The sequence below is a fragment of the Pseudomonas sp. JH-2 genome, from assembly GCF_036231725.1.
Classification (GTDB): Bacteria; Pseudomonadota; Gammaproteobacteria; order Pseudomonadales; family Pseudomonadaceae; genus Pseudomonas; species Pseudomonas delhiensis.
In genome coordinates this window covers 1-21,014 of sequence record NZ_JAZAQP010000057.1, presented here as the reverse complement: position 1 = coordinate 21,014, position 21,014 = coordinate 1, and the positions used below count along the sequence as shown (strand labels likewise).

Below are 21,014 nucleotides of genomic sequence, written 5' to 3'. Positions count from 1 at the left end.
TATCGCGCCGCGCGATAGGTCGCATCCGCGGACTCGATTGGTCAAGGCCCGACCCCGCCGGGAAGCTGTGCCCCGGGGCACGCAGAACGGCCGCACCGCTCGCCGGTGCGGACAACAAGAACAAGACGTGAGAGATGCCATGAATACTGTGAGCAACGTGCTGATCGTCGGCGGCGGCATCGGCGGGCTGTGTGCCGCCATCGCCCTGCGCCGCAAGGGAATCGCCGTCGACCTGGTCGAGCTGAAGAGCGAATGGACCGTCTACGGCGTCGGCATCATCCAGCAGAGCAACGTGGTGCGCGAGATGCACCGCCTGGGCCTGCTGGATGCCTACCTGGACGCCGCCTACGCCTTCGAGGACGTAGCCATCTACACCACCGCCGGTCAGCAGCTGGCGCGCATCCCCGGCCAGCGCCTGGCGGGGCCGCAGTACCCGGCCAACGTCGGCATCTCCCGCCGCGCGCTGCACAAGGTGCTGAGCGAGACCGCCATCGAACTGGGCACCCGGGTGCGCCTGGGCACCTCGGTGGAGAGCTTCGAGCAGGACGCCGGCGGTGTCGACGTGCTGTTCAGCGACGGCAGCCAGGGCCGCTACCAGCTGCTGGTGGGCGCCGACGGGCTGTACTCGCGGGTCCGCGGCCTGCTGTTCGGCGACAGGTACCAGCCGCGCTTCACCGGCCAGTCGGTGTGGCGCCACAACTTCCCGCGCGCCGCCGGCATCGACCACCTGGCCAACTACCAGGGCCCCTCGGGCAACGCCGGCCTGGTGCCGCTGGCCGACGACCTCATGTACCTGTTCACCACCTCCCACGAGCCGGGCAACCCCTGGATGGACCCGGCCGGCCTGGCCGAGGGCCTGCGCCAGCGCCTGGCCGGGTTCGGCGGGCTGATCGGCGAACTGCGCGAGCAGGTCACGGACAGCGCCGAGGTCGTCTACAAGCCGCTGGAGGCGGTGTTCGTCGACGAGCCCTGGTACCGCGGCCGGGTATTGCTGATCGGCGACGCCGCCCACGCCACCACCCCGCACCTGGGGCAGGGCGCCGGCATGGCCATCGAGGACGCGGTGGTGCTGGCCGAGGAACTCACCGCCGGCGGCAGCCTGGCCGAGCAGCTGCAGCGCTTCATAGGCCGGCGTTTCGAGCGCTGCAGGTTCATCGCCGAGAAGTCCCTGCTGGCCGGGGAGAAGGAGATCGCCCGGGACCCGTCCTTCGACCGCATCGGCCTGGTCCGGCAGATGCTGGAGGTCACCGCGCGCCCCATCTGAGCCCATGTACCCGGCGCGCCTGCCCTGGCCGCGCGCCGGCGCCAACACGAATGCACAAGAACAAGAACGAGGTGACCTCGATGTCCACTGACAAGCGTGCAACCGCGCGGCCGCTGCCGCCGCTCAAGCCCCTCACCCTGGCGCTGCTGGCCCTGGCCGCCGGCCACGCCCAGGCCTTCGAATTCGACACCGGCAACCCCGACCTGCGGGCGCGCTGGGACAACACCCTGAAGTACAGCGCCGCCTGGCGCACCCAGGACGCCAGCAGCAAGCTCACCGAAGGCCAGACCGCGCTGAACCTGGACGATGGCGACCGCAACTTCGACAAGGGCCTGATCTCCAACCGCCTGGACCTGCTCTCCGAGCTGGACGTGACCTACGGCGACGTCGGCGCGCGGGTCAGCGGCGCGGCCTGGTACGACGACGTCTACAACCGCGGCACCGACGCCAGCGACCCGAGCCGGGCCAACAGCTACTCGGCGGACTACGACGAATTCACCGACGACACCCGCACCCTGCACGGGCGCAAGGGCGAGCTGCTCGACGCCTTCGTCTTCGGCAAGACCGAGCTGGCCGGCATGCCGCTGTCTGGGCGCCTGGGCCAGTACGCCATGCAGTGGGGCGAGAGCCTGTTCTACGGCATGAACGGCATCGCCGGCGGCATGGCGCCGATCGACGTGGTCAAGGGCCTGTCGGTGCCCAACACCCAGTTCAAGGAGCTGATCCGCCCGGTGCAGCAGGTCTCCGGCCAGCTGCAACTGACCCCGGATGTATCCATCGGCGCCTACTACCAGTTCGAATGGGAGGCCAACCGCCTGCCGGCCGCCGGCAGCTACTTCTCCACCGACGATTTCTTCGGCGACGGCGCCGAGCGCATGTTCGTCGGCGCGCCGGTGATGCCCGGCGGCCAGCCGCTGGCCTTCTACCACGGCAACGACAAGGAGGCGAAGGACTCGGGGCAGGGCGGCGTGCAGCTGCGCTGGCGCACCGAGACGGTGGACTGGGGCCTGTACGCCATCCGCTTCCACGACAAGTCGCCGCAGCTCAACGTGCGCACCGACTTCGCCAACCTCGACCCGCTCACCGGCAAGGCCGGCGAGTTCTACTGGGTGTACCCCGAAGGCATCGAGGCCCTGGGCGCGAGCTTCTCCACCACGGTGGGCAACTTCAACCTGGCCGGCGAAGTCTCCACCCGCTGGAACCAGCCGCTGGCCTCCACCAACCAGCACGCCCTGGCCGTCGGCGAGGTCATCGACAACAGCGACGACCCGCTCTACGCCACCGGCCGTACCCTGCACGCCAACTTCTCCTGGCTGGCGAGCCTCGAGCCGAACTTCATCGCCCAGGAGGCGAGCTTCCTCGGCGAGATCGCCTGGAACCGGGTGATGAGCGTGAGCAGGAACCGCGACGCCATCGACCCCAATGCCGACCGCGACGCCGCCAGCCTGCGCCTGGTGTACGAGCCGATGTACCGGCAGATCTACCCCGGCCTGGACCTCTCGGTACCGATCGGCGCCAGCTACACCAACGGCGCCTCCGAGGCCCTCGGCACCGGCTTCGGCACCGACCACGGCGGCGACATCAACGTCGGCCTCAAGGGCAACTACCTCAACACCTGGAGCCTGGGCCTGACCTACACGCACTACTACGGCCCGCAGAACACCTTCCTCGACGCCGACAACCACTACACCTTCGAACAGTCGCTGAAAGACCGCGACTTCATCGCCTTCACCGTCAGCCGCACCTTCTGACCGAGGACTGCCCGATGAAACACAACAAGAAACTCGCCTGCCTGCTCACCGCCCTGAGTGCCTCCCTGCTGTTCGCCCACGGCGCCCTGGCCGCCGTCTCCGCCGAGGAGGCGGGCAAGCTGAAGACCACCCTGACGCCACTGGGCGGCGAGCGCGCCGGCAACGCCGACGGCAGCATCCCGGCCTGGACCGGCGGCTACACCCAGGCCGACCCGGCCTACAAGGACGGCGGCAAGCGCGGCGACCCCTTCGCCGCCGACAGGCCGCTGTTCACCATCACCGCGCAGAACATGGCGCAGTACGCCGCGCAGCTCACCCCCGGGGTGCAGGCGATGCTGAAGAAGTACCCGGACAGCTACCGCCTGGAGGTCTACCCGACCCACCGCAGCGCCGCCGCCCCGCAGTCGGTGTACGACGCCACCTTCGCCAACGCCACCAGCGGCAAGCTGGTGGACGGCCCGGCCGGGCCCATGCCCGAGGGCGCCGCCGGCGGCATCCCATTCCCGATTCCGCAGAGTGGCGCCGAGGCCATCTGGAACCACCTGTTGCGCTGGCGCGGCGCGTCCTGGCACGCCAGCTTCACCCAGTACCTGACCACCGCTGACGGCAAGCACGTGCTGACCAACGACTCGCGCTCGGACCTGCAGATGCCCTGGTACCTGCCCGGCGGCGCGGGCGAGAAGGGCGTGTTCTGGTCCATCCGCATGATCAACGACGGCCCGCCGCTGCGCGCCGGCGAGGCCATCACCGGCCTTGAGAACCTCAATGCCGACAAGGCCTCGGTGTGGACCTACCTGCCCGGCCAGCGCCGCGTGCGCCGCCTGCCCAACGCCTGCTGCGACACCCCGACGCCGGCCACCGCGGGGGTCATGAGCTTCGACGAGCTGTACGTGTTCAACGGCCGCATCGACCGCTTCGACTGGAAACTGGTGGGCAAGCGGGAGATGTACATCCCCTACAACGCCAACAAGGTGTTCACCGCCGCCGGCCCCGAGGCGTTGCTGGACGCGCACCACCTGAAGTCCGACGCCATCCGCTGGGAGAAGCACCGCGTCTGGGTGGTGGAAGCGACCCTCAAGAGCGGCCAGCGCCACGTGATGCCGAAGAGCACCTACTACCTCGACGAAGACACCTGGGCCGCCGTGCTCGGCGAGCGCTACGACGCCCGCGGCCAACTGGCCAAGGTGCTCTGGACCTCGCCGGTGGTGCTGCCCGACCTGCCCGGCGTGGTGACCCTCACCAACGGCTTCTACGACCTGCTCTCCGGGGCCTGGTTCGCCGGCGACCTGTTCGCCGGCAAGAGCGAGCAGTACCGCATCGTGCCGCCCTACAAGGACTCGGTATTCACCGCCGACGCCATGGCGGGCGAGGGCGTGCGCTGAGCGTTAGCACCGGGGGGCTGTAGGAGCGCGCCCTGCGCGCGAATCGCGGGCAGGGCCCGCTCCTACGGGAGACCTCGCTGTACCCGGCCTAGTCAGGCCCGACTACAAGAAAAACCAAGGTTGCGTGCGATGAAGAAGATGCTTTCCGGCCTGCTCCTGGCGGCCTGTTGCGCGGCGCCGCCGGTCCACGCGGCGAGCGTTGCCGATGTCCTGGCGCAGCCCGCCGTGCAAGGCCCCCAGGCCCTGCGCGCGGTACTGCAGGACGTGACCCGCGCCGGCCCGCGGCTGGTGGCGGTGGGCGAGCGCGGCGTGGTGCTGCTTTCCGACGACAACGGCAGCAGCTGGCGCCAGGCGAGCGTGGTGCCGGTCAGCGCCAGCCTGAGCGCCGTGCAGTTCGTCGATGCGCGCAACGGCTGGGCCGTGGGCCATGCCGGCGTGGTGCTGCACAGCGACGATGGCGGCGAGCACTGGCGCCTGCAACTGGACGGCAAGCGCGCCGCGGCCCTGGAGCTGCAGGCCGCCGAGGCCACCGCCGACGCCGGGCGCGTCGCCGCCGCGCAGCGCCTGGTCGCCGACGGCGCCGACAAGCCGCTGCTGGCCCTGCATTTCAGCGATGCCCGCCACGGCCTGGTGCTGGGCGCCTACGGCCTGGCCCTGGCCACCCACGATGGTGGGCGCAGCTGGCAGTCATGGATGGGCCACTTGCCCAACCCGAACGGCCTGCACCTGTATGCCGTGGCGGGGCAGGGCAGTGACCTCTACCTCGCCGGCGAGCAGGGCCTGCTACTGCGCTCGCGCGATGCCGGCGAGCACTTCGAGGCCCTGCAGGGCCCCTATGACGGCAGCTACTTCGCCGCCGCCGTGCTGCCCGGCGGGCGCCTGCTGGTGGGCGGCCTGCGCGGCAAGCTGTTCGCCTCCGACGACGGCGGCGCCAGCTTCCGGGCCCTGGCCAACCCGGTGCCCGCGTCGCTCAACGGTATCCGCGTGGCCGGCGGCCAACTGCTGCTCGCCAACCAGGCCGGGCTGCTGCTGCGCAGCGGCCTGGGCGACTTCGCCCCAAGGCCGCTGGCGGTCTCCGACGGCCTGCCGCTGAGCGCCGCCACCCTCGCCGCCGACGGCGCCCTGGTGGCCGTCGGCATGGCCGGCGCGCGCCGCCTGGCGCCTTCTTCCTCCTCCAGCACAGCGGACTGAGCCATGCACGCCCCGACTTCCCCCGCGCCGTCCAGCGGCCGCCTCGACGACTTCGACAGCGCCTCCGGCTCGCTGCTGGAACGCGCCCTGTTCAACCACCGCGGCCTGGTCCTGCTGCTGTGCCTGGCGGCGACCCTGCTGCTGGGCTGGCAGGCCACGCGCCTGACGCTCAACGCCAGCTTCGAGAAGATGATCCCCCGGGAGCACCCCTTCATCCTCAGCTACCTGGCGCACCGCCAGGAGCTGGCCGGCCTGGGCAACGCAGTGCGCATCGCCGTGGCCAACCCCGCGGGCAGCATCTACGACAAGCATTACCTGCAGGTGCTGCAGCAACTCAACGACGAGGTGTACCTGCTGCCCGGCGTGGACCGCGCGGCGATGAAGTCCCTGTGGACGCCCTCCACCCGTTGGACCGGCGTCACCGAGGAGGGTCTGGAAGGCGGCCCGGTGATCCCCGACGGCTACGACGGCGGCGCCGAAAGCCTCGCCGCGCTCAAGCGCAACGTCGAGCGCTCCAACGAGATCGGCCAACTGGTGGCCTTCGACCAGCGCTCCAGCATCCTCTACGTGCCGCTGCTGGAGAAGACACCGGACGGCCAGGCGCTGGACTACACCGCCTTCGCCCATGAGCTGGAGGCCCTGCGCGGCAAGTACCAGGCCCGGGGCGTGGACATCCACATCACCGGCTTCGCCAAGGTGGTCGGCGACCTGATCGACGGCCTGCGGCAGATCCTGCTGTTCTTCGCCGCCGCCATCGCCATCACCGCGGCGGTGCTCTACTGGTACACCCGCTGCGTGCGCAGCACCGCGCTGGTGGTGGTGTGCTCGCTGGTGGCGGTGGTCTGGCAACTGGGCCTGCTGCCCTTGCTGGGCTACGAACTGGACCCGTACTCGGTGCTGGTGCCCTTCCTGGTGTTCGCCATCGGCATGAGCCACGGCGCGCAGAAGATGAACGGCATCATGCAGGACATCGGCCGCGGCATGCACCGCCTGGTGGCGGCGCGCTTCACCTTCCGCCGGCTGTTCCTCGCCGGGCTCACCGCGCTGCTGTGCGACGCGGTCGGCTTCGCGGTGCTGATGATCATCCGCATCCAGGTCATCCAGGACCTGGCGGTGATCGCCAGCCTGGGCGTGGCGGTGCTGATCTTCACCAACCTGATCCTGCTGCCGGTGCTGCTGTCCTACGTCGGCGTCAGCCCCAGGGCGGCGCGGCGCAGCCTGCGCGCCGAAGAGGCCGAGGCGAGCGGGGCGGACAAGCATGCCGTGTGGCGCTTCCTCGACCTGTTCACCCGCCGCCGCTGGGCCGCGCTCTGCATCGCCGTGGCCGCGCTGCTGGCGGCCGGCGGCTACGCGGTGAGCCTGAACCTGAAGGTCGGCGACCTCGACGCCGGCGCCCCGGAGCTGCGCCCGGACTCGCGCTACAACCGCGACAACGCCTTCGTCACCGCGCACTACGGCGCCAGCAGCGACGTCTTCGCGGTGATGGTGCAGACCCCGGCCGGCGCCTGCTCGGCCTACGACACCCTCAAGCGCGTCGACGACCTGGACTGGCAACTGCGCGGCCTGCCGGGCGTGGACTCGACCAACTCCCTGGCGCTGCTCGAGCGCCGGGTGCTGGTCGGCCTCTCCGAGGGCAGCCCGAAGTGGTACGAGCTGGTGAACAACCAGGCCACCCTCAACATGGTCACCGCCAACGCCCCGCGAGGCCTGTACAACGACGATTGCAGCCTGCTGACGCTCTACGCCTACCTCACCGACCACAAGGCCGACACCCTGGCGCGGGTGGTCGACAGCGTGCAGGCCTTCGCCCGCGACAACGACGGCGATCAGGCGAAATTCCTCCTGGCCGCCGGCAGCGCGGGCATCGAAGCGGCCACCAACATCGTGGTCAGGCAGGCCAACCACGACATGCTCTGGTGGGTGTACGGCGCGGTCGTGCTGCTTTGCCTGGTGACCTTCCGTTCCTGGCGCGCGGTGCTCTGCGCGGTGCTGCCGCTGGTGCTCACCTCGATCCTCTGCGAGGCGCTGATGGTGGCGCTGGGCATCGGCGTGAAGGTCGCGACCCTGCCGGTGATCGCCCTCGGCGTGGGCATCGGCGTGGACTACGCGCTCTATGTCATGAGCATCGTCCTGGCCCAGCTGCGCCAGGGCGCCAGCCTTTCCACCGCCTATTACCGGGCGCTGCTGTTCACCGGCAAGGTGGTGATGCTCACCGGCGTGACCCTGGCCATCGGCGTGGGCACCTGGATCTTCTCGCCCATCAAGTTCCAGGCCGACATGGGCGTGCTGCTGGCCTTCATGTTCGTCTGGAACATGGTCGGCGCACTGGTGCTGCTGCCGGCGCTCGCCTACTTCCTGCTGCCCCGGCGCCAGGCGCAGCCCGCCGTGCCGGCGCACCACCTGGAGGAAATCCACCACGACCGCGACTGCTGCCAGCCGAACACCAACCAGAGGACCGCCCGATGCCATGCCTGAACGAATCGACTGCCGGATCCACTTGTAGGAGCGCCCCCTGGGCGCGAATCGCTGGCAGGGCCCGCTCCTACAGGTGCGCTGGGAACGCCGCCGTGGGATGGGTTGAGCGAAGCGATACCCATCGCCACGATCCCATGGGTTTCCGACGCGGAGGTGCGCAATGACCGCCCCACGCCCCGCCGGCAGCGCCCAGGCCCTGCTACTGCTGTTCGGCAGCTGCCTGCCGGTGCTCGGCGCCGTGCTCATAGCACCGGTGCTGCCGCGCATGCAGGCGCACTTCGCCGAAACCCCGGGCGCCACCGTGCTGGTGCCCGTCGCCCTGACCCTGCCGGCGCTGGTGATCGCCTTCCTGGCGCCCCTGGCCGGGCTGCTGGCCGACCGCGTCGGGCGCCGCCCGCTGCTGCTCGCCAGCATGCTGCTGTACAGCCTGTGCGGGGTGCTGCCGCTGTGGCTCGACTCGCTGGGGGCGATCGTCGCCAGCCGCGCCGGCATCGGCCTGGCCGAAGCCGGCATCATGACCTGCTGCACCACCCTGATGGGCGACTACTTCGACGGCCCGCGCCGCGAGCGCCTGTTCGCCCTGCAGATGGTCGCCACCTCGCTGTCCGCCGCGCTGTTCATGGGCCTGGGCGGGGCGCTGGGGGAGAGCGGCTGGCGCACGCCCTTCGCGCTCTACGCGGTGGGCCTGCTGTGCCTGCCGCTGATGGCGGCGCTGCTGTGGGAGCCCCGGGGCCATCGGGACGAGTGCGTCCAGCCCGCCGCCGGGCGCTTCCCCTGGGCCGCGCTGGCGCCGTTGTACCTGCTGACCCTGCTGGCCGGTGTCAGCCTGTTCATCGTCCCGGTGCAGGCCGGCTACCTGCTGCAACTGCTGCACGTGGACGCGCCGCAGCAGGTGGGCATGACCATGGGCGCCAACCAGCTCGGCGTGCTCGCCGGGGCCCTGGCCTTCCGCCTGCTCGCCGCGTTGCCGGCGCGGCGCCTGCTGGCCCTGGGCTTCGCCACCGCCGGCCTGGGCGGTGCGCTCATGGCCCTGGCCGGCAGCCACGCACCGGTGGTGCTGGCGGTGCTGGTCAACGGCCTGGGCGTGGGCCTGCTGCTGCCGACGCTGATCACCCAGGTGATGCTGCAGGTCGGCTTCGACCAGCGCGGCCGCGCCACCGGCGGCTTCACCGCGTCCATTTTCGCCGGCGAGTTCCTCAGCCCGCTGCTGGTGCTGGCGCTGACTGGCGGCGACAACCCACGGCTGCCCCAGGCCCTGCTGCTGGTCGCCAGCGCCCAGCTGGTGCTGGCCCCGCTGTGCCTGGTGCTGCTGCGCCGCGGCCGGCCCGTGCCGGTGGTGGAGGCGCTATGAGCGAACTCTTTTCCCTGGCCGGCAAGGCCGCGCTCGTCACCGGCGCCACCCGCGGCATCGGCCTGGCCATCGCCCGCGAGTACGGCCGCGCCGGCGCGCGCCTGGCGATCAGCAGCGAGAACGCCGCGGACTGCGAACGCACCGTGATGCTGCTGGCGGAGGAGGGCATCGAGGCCATCGCATTGCCCGCCGACCTGCGCGACCGGCGAGCCGTGGACGAGCTGGCCGGGCAGGCCCTGGCGCGCCTCGGCGGTCTCGACGCGCTGGTCTGCAATGCCGGCGTGGCGCCCCACATGGGCCCCATCGCCACCGCCAGCGACACCGACTGGGAGCTGACCCTCACCGTCAACCTGCGCAGCGCCCTCTGGCTGGCCAACGCGCTGCTGCCGGCCATGGCCGCGCGCGGCGGCGGCAGCGTGGTGCTGATGGCCAGCATCGCCGGCGTGCGCGGCAACCGGGGCCTGGGCCTGTACGGCCTGGCCAAGGCCGGCCTGGCCCAGCTGGCGCGCAACCTGGCGGTGGAGTGGGGGCCGGCGAACATCCGCGTCAACGCCATCAGCCCGGGGGTGATCCACACCGAGTTCGCCCGCCCGCTCACCGACAACCCCGAAGTCATGCAGCGCCGCCTGGCGCTGACGCCGCTGCGCCGCGTCGGCCGCCCCGAGGAAGTGGCCGCCCTGGCGCTGCTGCTGGCGGCGCCCGGGGGGGCCTTCATCAGCGGCCAGAACCTCATCGTCGACGGTGGCACCACCATCGGCGACGGCAATTGAAAGGAGATACCATGCACCCGCTTCCCGAATTCAAACGCATCGTTACCGGGCACGACGCCCAGGGCCGGGCGATGGTCGCCAGCTGCGGCCCGACACCCAACGTCTTCCCGCTCAAGGCCGTGCCCGGCACTGTCTTCCATGAGATATGGAACAGCGCCACCAGCCCGGCGCCGCTGGACGACGGCGACGACCCGACCGACCAGCCGCTGCAGCTGAGCCCCGGCCCGCTGGGCAGCGTGATCCGCGTGGTGGACATCCCGCCGGACAGCGTGCAGAACCAGGTCAGCGCCGAAGAGGCCGCGGCCGCCTTCGCCGAGATCGGCCAGGCCCATGCCGGCACCGGCAAGGCCGATTCGAGGCACAGGCTGATGCACCGCACCCGGACCCTCGACTACGGCATCGTCACCGAAGGCGAGGTGTGGCTGGTGCTCGATGACGGCGAGGTGCACCTCAAGCGCGGCGACATCGTGGTCCAGCGCGGCACCAACCACGCCTGGAGCAACCGCACCGAGCAGATGGCGCGGATGGTCTTCATCCTTCTCGACGGCCGCTACGCCGAAGCGCTGGAGGCGCTGCTGCCATGAAGCTCGCGACCCTCGACGATGGCAGCCGCGACGGCCGCCTGCTGGTGGTTTCCCGCGACCTGCAACGGGCGGTGGAGGCCGGCGGCATCGCCGCCACCCTGCAGGCGGCACTGGAACACTGGGAGGCCGTCGAACCCGGCCTGCAACGCCTCTACCAGCGCCTGAACGCCAACGAACTGGCCGACGCCTTCGCCCTCGATCCCACCCGCCTGGCCGCGCCGCTGCCCCGTGCCTGGCAGTGGCTGGACGGCTCCTGCTTCCTCAGCCACGGCGAGCTGATGCAGAAGGCCTTCAATCTCGAACCCATCGCCGGCGCCGACAGCATCCCGCTGATGTACCAGGGCGCCGGCGACGACTTCCTAGGCCCGCGCGCGGACATCCCGCTGCCCAGCGAGGCCCATGGCATCGATTTCGAAGGCGAATTCGCCGTGCTGGTGGACGCGGTGCCCATGGGCTGCCCGGCCGAATGCGCCCTGGCCCGCGTACGCCTGGTCCTGCAGCTCAACGATGTCAGCCTGCGCGCCCTGGCGCCGCGGGAGATGAAGACCGGCTTCGGCTTCCTCCAGGCCAAGCCCGCCAGCAGCTTCGCCCCGGTGGCGGTGACCCCGGACGAGCTGGGCGAGGCCTGGCGCGACGGCCGCGTGCACCTGCCGCTGCAGGTGGAATGGAACGGCGAATGGTTCGGCCACCCCCATGGCGGGGCCATGCATTTCGGCTTCCACCAGTTGATCGCCCACGCGGTGCTGACGCGACGGTTGAGCGCCGGCACCCTGGTCGGCTCGGGCACCGTCTCCAACGCCGACCGCAGCGTCGGCTCGGCCTGCATCGCCGAGCGCCGCGCCATCGAGACCATCGCCCAGGGCGCACCGCGCACCGGCTTCATGCGCTTCGGCGACCGCGTGCGCATGGAGGCCCGTGGCCCGGACGGCGAGGTGCTGTTCGGCGCCATCGACCAGCGCGTGGTGCAGGGGGGCTGGCCATGCGCGTGATGGTCAGCGGGGCCAATGGCTTCGTCGGCCGCGAGCTGGTCGGGCGCCTGCTGGCGCAGGGCGAATTGCGCGGGCAGCGAATAGAGGCGCTACTGCTGCTCGACCAACAGCTGGACGGCCTGCCGGACGACCGCCGCCTGCGCCGCCACTTCGGCAGCATCACCGATCCGGCGCTGTTGCGCCGGGTGCTGGCCGACGGCATCGACGTGGTCTTCCACCTGGTCAGCGTGCCCGGTGGCGCCGCCGAGGCGCAGTACGAGCTGGGCTACCAGGTCAACCTGCAGGCCAGCCTGGAGCTGCTGCAGCAACTGCGCAACCGCGAACGCCCGCCGGTGCTGGTGTACGCCAGCAGCGTGGCGGTATACGGCGGCGAGCTGCCGGCGCGCATGGACGAGGCGCAGCCGGCCCGCCCGCAGCTGTCCTACGCGGCGCACAAGCTGATGGTCGAGACTGCCCTGGAGGACCTGGCCCGCCGCAGCGAGGTGGACGGCCGCGCCCTGCGCCTGCCCGGCATAGTCGCCCGGCCGCGGCAGCCCAACGGCCTGCGCTCGGCGTTCATGAGCGACCTGCTGCACGCCTATGCGGCAGGGGAGCCCTACACCTGCCCGGTGTCGCCGCAGGCCACGGCCTGGTGGATGTCGGCGCGCTGCTGCGTGGACAACCTGCTGCACGCCGCCGAGCTGGAGAGCCCCGGCGAGCGGCGGGTATGGCAGCTGCCGGTGCTGCAGCTGTCCATCGCCCAGGTGCTCGACGCCCTGGCCGCCAGCTTCGGCGAGGCCCACCGCGAGCGCATCGCCTTCGAGCCCGACGCGCAGCTGGAGGCCCTGTTCGGCCGCTTCCCGCCGCTGCGCACGCCCCACGCCCGCGCCCTGGGCTTCCGCCACGACGGCACGGCCGCCGCGCTGCTGCGCAATGCCCTCGACCTCACGCCGCGCCGCAGCCGCGCGGCCGCCCGCAAAGGAGTTTCCGCATGAACCTGAGCAAGCGCCGCCTGCTCGACCTCTCGGTGAGCCTGGACAACAACCCCTACAGCGACCCGCCGCCGCTGCTGCCGAGGATCGACTACATGGACCACCAGCAGGGCTGGGCGGAAATGGCCGCGATGTTCCCCGGCCTGCGCAAGGAAGACCTGCCGGGCAACGAGGCCTGGGCCGCCGAGCGCCTGCAGGTCACCACCCACAGCGGCACCCACATGGACGCGCCCTGGCACTATGCCTCCACCACCGACGGCGGCAAGCCGGCCTTCGGCATCGACGAGCTGCCGCTGGAATGGTGCCTGCAGCCGGGGGTGAAGCTGGACTTCCGCCACCTGCCCGACGGCCACGTGGTGACGGCGGCGCAGGTGGAGGCGGAACTGGCTCGCATCGGCCACGCCCTGCAGCCACTGGACATCGTGCTGGTGAACACCCGCGCCGGCAGCCTGTTCGGCCAGCCGGGCTATCTCGACGCCGGCATCGGCATGGGCCGCGAGGCCACGCTCTACCTGCTGGAGCGCGGCGTGCGGGTGGTGGGCACCGACGCCTGGAGCTGGGACGCGCCTTTCACGTACACCCGCGAGCGCTTCGCCGCCAACGGCGACGCCTCGATCATCTGGGAAGGCCACAAGGCCGGGCGCGACATCGGCTACGGGCAGATGGAGAAGCTGGCCAACCTGGAGCAGCTGCCGGCCCATGGCTTCCTGGTCAGTTGCTTCCCCTACAAGATCCGCCACGCCTCGGCGGGCTTCGTCCGCGCGGTGGCGATTTTCGAGGACTGAGGGCCGGACGGACGGTGCCGCTCAGCGGATGCCCAGCAGGCGGTCCAGCGACAGCCTGCCGCCGCCGCGGGCGACCAGCAGCAGGAGCAGCCCGGCCCAGGACAGGTGGGTGGGCCAGGCGTCGGGGTAGACGAAGACCTCGATCACCGTGGTCATGCCCAGCAGCGCCAGGGCCGAGAGACGGGTGCCCAGGCCCAGCACCAGCAGCAGCGGGAACAGGTGTTCGGCGTAGGTGGCCAGGTGCGCGGCCAGGTACGGCGAAACCAGCGGCAGCGCGTATTCGCTGCGGAACAGCTCGTAGGTGCCCGGGGTGATGCTGAGGAAGCCCTCGACCTTGGTGCGCCCGGAAAGGAAGAAGATCGAGGCGATGCCCAGCCGCGCCACCAGGCACAGGAAGCTGTCGCCGAGCAGGCGCTGCAGGGTGTCGGCCAGCCGGTTCCAGTGGTGCAGCAGGCCGTGGCGGCTGGCCGGGGAATGGGTGATGTCCATGGCGGGTTCCTCAGTGGGGCAGGATGAGCGGGGCGAAGGCCGCGGCGGCCAGCAGGCGGCCGAGCAGGGCGGTGAAGTCCAGGTCGGGCTGGGCCTGCAAGGCCAGGTTCGATGCCAGGTCGAGGTCGTGCCCGGCAGCGCAGGCGTCGAGGAGGGCGCAGCCGCCGATCTCCAGCGGCTGCCAGGCCACGCCCGCGGCGCTGCCCACCAGCAGGGCGCCTTCGCCGTGCCAGGGGAGTTCCTCGGGCAGGGCCAGGGCCTGGCGGTTATGGCGCCACAGGCTGTAGATCGGCTGCCCGGCGAACCAGCGCCAGCGCACGCAGGCCCGCGGGCGCAGGCGGCAGCGGGCGAGGTCGCTGGCGGTCATGCCGGCCAGTTCGGCCAGGCCGAGGGCGGGCTCCTGCTCGGCGGCGAAGGCCTCCAGCCAGAGCCGGTCCAGGCGCGCCACCTCGGCCAGGTAGGGCAGTGGGCGGGCCGGCTCGAAAGCGCCGAGGAAGTCGGCGAAACCTTCGCCATAGAGAACCAGCCGCGCATCGGTTGGCGGGGCCTGCCGGGCATACAGCGCCGCGGCGCCTTCCAGCCAGTCGCGGCCGACCAGGCGCTCGACGGCGGGGAAGTTGTCGCACAGGGCGTCGACGCAGCCCTTGAGCACGGTGTTGCGGTAGACCGCGAAGCCGGGCTGGGCGGCCAGCGCCGCCAGGTCGCCCGCCGGGCGCTGGTGGAGCGCTTCGACGAAGGCGTCCTGGAAGCGTCCGAGGGAGCTGTTCATGGGGCCCTCCGTTGCAGGTCGAGGATGGCCTGGGCGCGTTCGCGTTCGGCGAGCAGCGTGTCGAATGCGGGGATCTGGCCGTCGCGCTCGATCAGTGTCGGCCGCGGGCCGATGCGCCGGACCAGGCGCTGGTAGAGTGTCCAGACCGCATCGGCGACGGGGGCGTCGTGGGAGTCCACCAGCAACTCGCCACCGTCGTCGCGGCTGTGCCCGGCGAGGTGGATCTCGACCACGGCCTCGGCGGGAAAGCGGTCCAGGTAGGCGCCGGCGTCGAAGCCGAGGTTGTGGGCGCTGACGTGCACGTTGCTGACGTCCAGCAACAGGCCGCAGCCGGTGCGCCGCGCCAGTTCGGCGAGGAAGTCGATCTCGTCCCGCTCATGGCCGTCCAGGTGCAGGTAGTGGCTGGGGTTTTCCACGGCGATGCGCCGGCCCAGCGCGTCCTGGGTGCGCTGGATGTTGTCGGCGATGCGCGCCAGGGCCTCGTCGTTGCGCGGGAAGGGCAGCAGGTCGGGGTGGTAGTGGCCGCGCCAGGCGGACCAGGCCAGGTGCTCCGAGACCAGCACCGGCCGTACGCGCTCGGCCAGGGCGCGCAGGCGCTGCAGGTGCGCCGTGTCGGGCGGGGCGTCCGCCGCCAGGGACAACGAGACCCCATGCAGCGACAGCGGATGGCGCTCGGCGATGCGCTCCAACCAGGCGAGGCGCGGGCCGCCGACCATGTAGTTCTCCGGGTGGACTTCGAACCAGAGCCCTTCGGCGCCGCAGCCCAGGGCCTGGGCATAGTGCTCGGCCTTCAGGCCCAGGCCGGCGCCTGGTGCGTGGGTGGCTTTCATGGTCGGCGGCCTTGGCTCAGGACTTCATCGGGGTCAGCGAGCCCATGCCGTGGGGCGTCTTGATCGAGGTGCAGGTGCCGGCCGGGACGTTCTTCCAGTGCATGGCGTCATAGTCCTTCTTGGCGCTGCCGGCGCAGGTGGTGCCGGCGCCGGCCTTGCAGTCGTTCTTGCCGGCCAGGGCCACGCCGTAGCATTTCTCCATGGCCGCGCCTGCGCCGGCCTGGGTGTTCATGTCGTCGGCCAGGGCGGCGCCGGCGAGGGAGGCGAGGGCCAGGGCTGCGCTGGCGAGGGCGATGCTTTTCATGGTGCGGTCTCCGAAAGGTTGGGATGGCCGGCGGAGGGTTACCGTCGGCTCATGAACCAGTTCGTCGCCTGCGGCCGTCCGGTTACAGCACCGCGAAAATTTTTTTGAGGTTTCTCGCCCGCCGCCCTAACGTATTGAACGACGGCCGTTTTTTTCAGGCGGTCCGAGGGCGTGTTCGGCCCTGGGGAAAATTTCATCCGCGGTGTAACCAGGGCGACCGATGCAACGAACTACCAGCCAGGAGCAGTTGAACGCACGCGAGGCACAGCTCCAGGCCTTGCTGTTGCGTGGCCTGGCCGGCGACGCCGCGGCCTACCGTGACTTCCTCGGCGCCCTCGGCGCGCACCTGCGGGCGTTCCTGCGCCGGCGCCTGGCGCAGCGCCCGGCGGAGGTAGAGGACCTGCTGCAGGAAGTGCTGCTGGCGGTGCACAACGCCCGCCACACCTACCGCGCCGAGCAGCCGCTGACCGCCTGGGTGCAGGCCATAGCGCGCTACAAGCTGGCCGACCATTTCCGCGCCTTCGCCCGCCGCGAGGCCCTGCAGCAGCCCCTGGAGGAGGACGACGGGGAACTGTTCGCCGGCGAGGACGACGAACCGGCCCAGGCCAGCCGCGACCTGGGCCGGCTGCTGCAGCAACTGCCCGAGCGGCAGCGCCTGCCGATCGTCCATGTGAAGCTGGAGGGCCTGTCGGTGGAAGAGACCGCGCGGCTCACCGGGCTCTCCAGCTCCGCGGTGAAAGTCGGCATCCACCGCGGGCTCAAGGCCCTGGCGGGCATGATTCGAGGTAAGCACAACGATGAAGACCGATGAACTGATCGACCTGCTCGCCGCCGGCGAAACGGCAGTGGACCGGCACGCCCTGGCGCGGCGCTTCGCCCTGGCCCTGCTGGGCGGCGGCCTGGGCGCGCTGCTGCTGGTGGCGGCGCTCTACGGCGTGCGCGCGGACCTCGCCGAGGTGGCGCGCACGCCGCTGTTCTGGGCCAAGCTGGCGCTGCCGGGCAGCCTGGCGCCGCTGGCGCTGTGGCTGTGCGGCCGCCTGGCGCGCCCCGGTGTGCGTGGCGGCGCGGCCTGGGCCGCGCTGTGCCTGCCGGTGCTGCTGGTATGGCTGGGCGGCGCCCTGGCGCTGGCCGGTGCGCCGCTGGAAGCGCGCGCCGACCTGGTGTTCGGCCGCACCTGGCGTACCTGCCCGCTGAACATCGCGCTGCTCTCGCTGCCAGCCTTCGTCGGCGTGTTCTGGGCCCTGCGCGGCCTGGCGCCGACGCGCCTGCGCCAGGCCGGCGCCGCCGCCGGCCTGCTGGCCGGGGCCACCGCCACCCTGGCCTACTGCCTGCACTGCCCGGAAATGGGTGTGCCGTTCTGGGGCATCTGGTACCTGCTGGGCATGTTCCTGCCGACACTGCTGGGCGCGATGCTGGGCCCGCGCCTGCTGCGCTGGTGAAGCGCCGGAGCCGGCAATAGCCGCCAGGGCCCCCTGTCGCCGGGGGCCCTGGCGTGTCGTGATTGGCGAAGTCCGGGCACTGCCGGTTGTCGGCTCGTCCGCTGGCCTGGCGAAATCGGAGCTATTCCTGCACTGCTCCAGCCGACGATGGAGGAGGAAATGGAACGACTAAGGAAGGTGTTGCTGGCCTCTGCCATCAACGAGACTTCCGCCGTGCAGGTCTTGCGGCAGGCCGCGGCGGAGATCGCTTCGCCCGATACCGCCGCGGCCCTGCTCACCGCCGCGAAACGCCTAGAGGAGAGTGCCGATGCGCTGCTGCAGGCCGCGCACCGGATCGAACTGACATTGCACCCCGACGCCCGGGAGGAGAGTGGGGTCGGACTCGCGCCACTGGAATGAGCCCGCCTGGGAGGGGAGGGCGGCGGTGGCGTTGTTCAGGCGGCCGTCGTCGAGGTTCCCCGGCCACGGACCATCACCCGGTTCCTGCCGGCCTGCTTCGCCTGGTAGAGCAGTTCGTCCGCTTCCTTGAGCGTGGCGGCGACATCCGGCCGGTCCGCCGTCCAGCAGGCGACCCCCGCCGACAGGGTGACCTGCCCGGCCGGGGGGACGACGGCTTCGGCCATCGAGCGGCGGATCCGTTCCGCCACTTCCGTCGCGTCGGCCAGGCCCGTCAGCGGCAGCAGCAGGATGAATTCCTCGCCGCCCACCCGGCAGGGCACGTCGCCGTCGCGGCAGTTCTGCCGCAGCAGGTCGGCGAAGGCCTGCAGCACCTTGTCGCCGACGTCGTGGCCGAACGCGTCGTTGACCCGCTTGAAGTGGTCGATGTCCATGCTGATCACAGCGAAAGGCTTCTCCAGCAGCGCCCAGTCGTGCAGGCAGTCCTCCAGCATGCGCCGGTTCGCCAGGCCGGTCAGCGGGTCGCTGAGCACCTGGTGGTTGAGCTTGCCGATGCGCTCCTGGGTCAGCAGCGCGCCCTGGACCAGGGCACGGCGGATGCGCCAGGCCTCGTAGTACCAGGCGCGCACCTTGCCGATGCCCTGGGAGTCGTCCAGCTGCTCGGCGTAGTCGGCCAGCCGGCTCAGGGGGTGGCTGATCCGCGAGGCGGCCCACCAGAGCAGGATGAACCCCAGCAGGGCCATGGGCACTATGCCTTGCACCACCTCCAGCATCAGCGCCCGCAGGGCGGCGAGGGGAACGCTCAGCGGTTGCTGGGAAACCACGCCCCAGCCGCTGCTGGACACCGGCGCGAAGCCCGCCAGCATCTCCACCCCTTCGTCGTCGGTGACCGGCATGGCGCCGCTCTCGCCGCGCAGCACGGCGTCCACCGCCGCGTTCGGGCCCACGGCCTTGCCGATGCGGTCGGCATCGGGGTGGAACAGCAGGTGGCGGTTGCCGTCCACCAGGTAGAGGTAGGAGGCGTCGGTCTGGAAGTGCTTGCTGACGATCTCGTTGAGCGCGTTGTTCTTGCGCAGGTAGATGGTGCCCCCGACCAGCCCCAGGTATTCGCCCTGGGGGCTGTGGATGGGGTGGGAGACGAACACGATCAGGTTGCCCACCAGCGAATTGAAGGCCGGGCTGATCATCGCCTGCTTGCGCTCCAGCGGTTCCCGCGAGCGCAGGCTCTGGCCGGCCAGGCTGAGCGCCGGCGGGTAGGAGGCCAGTATGCGGCCCTGGGCATTGGCCACCACCAGGGTGTTGAAGCTCTGGTCCTGCTCCGCCAGGCGCCGGGTTTCCGCTTCCAGCGTCGCCCGGGAAGCGAAGTCCCCGCCCATCACCTGGGCGCTGTAGCGCAGCCGGCCCAGGTCGGCGTCCAGGCTCTGGCCGAGGGTCAGGGCGACTTTCGCCGCGTAGGCGCGGTTGGTTTCCAGCGAGTTGCGCACCAGCGTCTCGCGCTGGATCCGGTAGGTGGCATAGAGGTCGTTCAGCAGGGTGGCGAGGATGGCCACCGAGGTGAACAGCAGGATCAGCGTGCGCAGGTTGAGCTTGGGGATGGCCCCGGCTGGCATGGGTGTATTCCAGTGGCACGTGGTAGTTGGCGGCCCGCGACGGCCGGGCCGCCGGCTTCCGGCAGGCAGCGACCTGTCAACGGTCGGTCCTTCGGTGCTGCATCGGCATATCCTGCCAAGGTTCATGGTAGGTGAAAATTTGGTGGCATATGGCCATTATTTGACCAGTGGTGTGCGACGGCTTGCCTGGCGCTGGCCTGGGGCGGTTTCCTTGTCCGCCTGCAGGTTGACTATTTCTCGATAATCCCTGGCTGACCCTTCTGGCGTTTCCTGCTGATCGTCGCCTTCGCCAAGGTCGCCCGCTACTGCGTGCTCTACGCGATGACACTGGTCTGGGCCTCAGCCGATCAGGAAAGTTGAGTACCGCCCGGCATGAGCTTAGAACCGGCAGCGATTTGTCGGCGGGCCCGGGAAACCTCAGGATAGACCGGCGAGGGTGACGAAGGCTCCCCAGCCGGCCTACGCTTGGAAAGAACCACGGCATTGGAAGTAGCGATACATGCACGAGATCGGCAAACAAAACGAAAACAACCCGGTGAGCTGGCAACTGGAGCGCATCGTCGAAGAACTGCGCGCGGCGCGCAGCGAGTGGCGTAGCCGCAGCGGCCGGCCGCGCGAGCAGGGTGGGCGCGAGCTGCCCTCGCGGCGCTCCATCGAGGAAATCGTCGAGCGCCTGGCCAGCGCGCTCTTCCCCATGCGCCTGGGGCCCAACGACCTGCGCGAGGAGAGCGAGGACTTTTTCGTCGGGCGTACCCTGGATAGTGCCCTCAACGCGCTGTTGGTCCAGGCGCGTCTGGAACTGCGTTATGGCGCACGCCAGCGCGGCGAGTCGGACGACGGTATCGAGGCGCGGGCGCAGGACATCGTCCGCGACTTCGCCCTGGCCTTGCCGCTGCTGCGCCAGCTGCTGGATTCCGACGTGCTGGCCGCCTACCAGGGCGACCCGGCGGCGCGCAGCGTCGACGAGGTGCTGCTGTGCTACCCGGGCGTGCTCGCCATCATCCACCACCGCATGGCGCACCACCTGTACCGTGCCGGCCTGCCGCTGGTGGCGCGGATCATCTCGGAGCTGGCGCACTCGGCCACCGGCATCGACATCCACCCCGGCGCGCAGATCGGCGGCAGCTTCTTCATCGACCACGGCACCGGCGTGGTGATCGGCGAAACGGCGATCATCGGCGAGCAGGTGCGCATCTACCAGGCGGTCACCCTCGGGGCCAAGCGCTTCACCGCGGACGAGACCGGCCAGTTGCACAAGGGCCAGCCGCGCCATCCCATCGTCGAGGACGAGGTGGTGATCTACGCCGGCGCTACCATCCTGGGACGCGTCACCATCGGCAAGGGCTCCACCATCGGCGGCAACGTCTGGCTGACGCGCAGCGTGCCGCCGGGCAGCCAGATCAGCCAGGCCAGCCTGCAGCAGCAGGCCGGCGACGCGGGGCTGGACTAGGTATCCGCCGTTTCCAGCGGCGGATGATCGCGGACGGAGTCCGCTCCTACGGTTCCAGGGAAACACGGCCGTAGGAGCAACTGTCTATTGGGTTTAGGTGTAACGCGCCGCTCCGAGTGTTCGGATGTCTCTTGTTTCGCCCCCTCGGGCGAGTCCCTTTTGTCAAACGGTGGAAGGCCACCCCCGCAAAAAGGAACCAAAAAGGCTTGCCCCG

General features: G+C 70.7%; 20 protein-coding genes. 15 read left to right on the top strand and 5 right to left on the bottom strand.

Annotated elements, in window-relative coordinates; genetic code table 11:
- Window positions 1-139: 139 nt before the first annotated feature.
- The 11 genes from VV867_RS27050 (at window position 140) to VV867_RS27000 (ending at window position 13,513) form a co-directional block, all read left to right on the top strand.
- Window positions 140-1,264 carry an FAD-dependent oxidoreductase gene (locus VV867_RS27050; protein ID WP_328568034.1) on the top strand — a complete coding sequence of 375 codons (1,125 nt, stop codon included), beginning with the start codon at window positions 140-142 and terminating at the stop codon, window positions 1,262-1,264.
- An 80-nt stretch (window positions 1,265-1,344) separates the two neighbouring features.
- Entirely contained in the window at window positions 1,345-3,015 is a 1,671-nt protein-coding gene (locus tag VV867_RS27045) for a DUF1302 domain-containing protein (RefSeq protein ID WP_328568042.1), read from the top strand.
- A 14-nt stretch (window positions 3,016-3,029) separates the two neighbouring features.
- Entirely contained in the window at window positions 3,030-4,397 is a 1,368-nt protein-coding gene (locus VV867_RS27040; RefSeq protein WP_328568033.1) for a DUF1329 domain-containing protein, read from the top strand.
- Window positions 4,398-4,526: 129 nt separating this feature from the next.
- Complete coding sequence (locus VV867_RS27035; protein ID WP_328568032.1) at window positions 4,527-5,588, top strand: WD40/YVTN/BNR-like repeat-containing protein; 1,062 nt, start codon at window positions 4,527-4,529, stop codon at window positions 5,586-5,588.
- 3 nt (window positions 5,589-5,591) lie between these two features.
- On the top strand, window positions 5,592-8,063 hold the full coding sequence (locus VV867_RS27030; RefSeq protein WP_328568031.1) for an efflux RND transporter permease subunit: 2,472 nt from the start codon (window positions 5,592-5,594) through the stop codon (window positions 8,061-8,063).
- Between the two features lie 160 nt (window positions 8,064-8,223).
- Window positions 8,224-9,414 (top strand): MFS transporter, encoded by a 1,191-nt coding sequence (locus VV867_RS27025; RefSeq protein ID WP_275630050.1) that lies wholly within the window; start codon window positions 8,224-8,226, stop codon window positions 9,412-9,414.
- Entirely contained in the window at window positions 9,411-10,184 is a 774-nt protein-coding gene (locus VV867_RS27020) for an SDR family NAD(P)-dependent oxidoreductase (RefSeq protein ID WP_328568030.1), read from the top strand. Before VV867_RS27025 ends, VV867_RS27020 begins: the two co-directional genes overlap by 4 nt.
- An 11-nt stretch (window positions 10,185-10,195) precedes the next feature.
- Window positions 10,196-10,768, top strand: coding sequence for a cupin domain-containing protein (locus VV867_RS27015; protein WP_328568029.1), 573 nt, complete (start codon window positions 10,196-10,198; stop codon window positions 10,766-10,768).
- On the top strand, window positions 10,765-11,757 hold the full coding sequence (locus VV867_RS27010) for a fumarylacetoacetate hydrolase family protein (protein ID WP_328568028.1): 993 nt from the start codon (window positions 10,765-10,767) through the stop codon (window positions 11,755-11,757). The genes VV867_RS27015 and VV867_RS27010 overlap by 4 nt, the downstream gene beginning before the upstream one ends.
- Window positions 11,748-12,731, top strand: a complete 984-nt coding sequence (locus VV867_RS27005) for an NAD-dependent epimerase/dehydratase family protein (RefSeq protein ID WP_089393285.1) — start codon at window positions 11,748-11,750, stop codon at window positions 12,729-12,731. Before VV867_RS27010 ends, VV867_RS27005 begins: the two co-directional genes overlap by 10 nt.
- Complete coding sequence (locus VV867_RS27000; protein ID WP_328568027.1) at window positions 12,728-13,513, top strand: cyclase family protein; 786 nt, start codon at window positions 12,728-12,730, stop codon at window positions 13,511-13,513. The genes VV867_RS27005 and VV867_RS27000 overlap by 4 nt, the downstream gene beginning before the upstream one ends.
- Window positions 13,514-13,534: 21 nt before the next feature.
- On the opposite strand, the gene VV867_RS26995 is transcribed toward VV867_RS27000, so the two are convergent.
- From VV867_RS26995 to VV867_RS26980, 4 genes are read right to left on the bottom strand one after another with little or no spacing between them, the layout of a single operon-like run.
- Entirely contained in the window at window positions 13,535-14,002 is a 468-nt protein-coding gene (locus VV867_RS26995) for a DoxX family protein (RefSeq protein WP_328568026.1), read from the bottom strand.
- Between the two features lie 10 nt (window positions 14,003-14,012).
- Window positions 14,013-14,771, bottom strand: coding sequence for an HvfC/BufC N-terminal domain-containing protein (locus VV867_RS26990; protein ID WP_109932390.1), 759 nt, complete (start codon window positions 14,769-14,771; stop codon window positions 14,013-14,015).
- The gene (gene bufB / locus VV867_RS26985; protein WP_328568025.1) at window positions 14,768-15,601 is read right to left on the bottom strand and encodes an MNIO family bufferin maturase; all 834 of its coding nucleotides are present in this window, start codon (window positions 15,599-15,601) and stop codon (window positions 14,768-14,770) included. The genes VV867_RS26990 and bufB overlap by 4 nt, the downstream gene beginning before the upstream one ends.
- 16 nt (window positions 15,602-15,617) lie before the next feature.
- The gene (locus VV867_RS26980) at window positions 15,618-15,905 is read right to left on the bottom strand and encodes a BufA1 family periplasmic bufferin-type metallophore (protein WP_275630057.1); all 288 of its coding nucleotides are present in this window, start codon (window positions 15,903-15,905) and stop codon (window positions 15,618-15,620) included.
- A 220-nt stretch (window positions 15,906-16,125) separates the two neighbouring features.
- Between VV867_RS26980 and VV867_RS26975 the strand changes: the two genes are divergently transcribed.
- From VV867_RS26975 to VV867_RS26965, 3 genes are all read left to right on the top strand, one after another.
- Entirely contained in the window at window positions 16,126-16,716 is a 591-nt protein-coding gene (locus VV867_RS26975) for a sigma-70 family RNA polymerase sigma factor (RefSeq protein WP_328568024.1), read from the top strand.
- On the top strand, window positions 16,703-17,344 hold the full coding sequence (locus tag VV867_RS26970) for a DUF1109 domain-containing protein (RefSeq protein WP_328568023.1): 642 nt from the start codon (window positions 16,703-16,705) through the stop codon (window positions 17,342-17,344). The genes VV867_RS26975 and VV867_RS26970 overlap by 14 nt, the downstream gene beginning before the upstream one ends.
- A gap of 159 nt (window positions 17,345-17,503) precedes the next feature.
- Window positions 17,504-17,743 carry a hypothetical protein gene (locus tag VV867_RS26965; protein WP_109932380.1) on the top strand — a complete coding sequence of 80 codons (240 nt, stop codon included), beginning with the start codon at window positions 17,504-17,506 and terminating at the stop codon, window positions 17,741-17,743.
- Between the two features lie 35 nt (window positions 17,744-17,778).
- On the opposite strand, the gene VV867_RS26960 is transcribed toward VV867_RS26965, so the two are convergent.
- Window positions 17,779-19,350: a sensor domain-containing diguanylate cyclase gene (locus tag VV867_RS26960; RefSeq protein WP_328568022.1), complete on the bottom strand. Its 1,572-nt coding sequence runs from the start codon at window positions 19,348-19,350 to the stop codon at window positions 17,779-17,781.
- Window positions 19,351-19,849: 499 nt separating this feature from the next.
- Here VV867_RS26960 and epsC point away from each other — a divergent pair, with 499 nt between their 5' ends.
- Window positions 19,850-20,800, top strand: a complete 951-nt coding sequence (gene epsC / locus VV867_RS26955; RefSeq protein WP_109932376.1) for a serine O-acetyltransferase EpsC — start codon at window positions 19,850-19,852, stop codon at window positions 20,798-20,800.
- Window positions 20,801-21,014 lie beyond the last annotated feature (214 nt).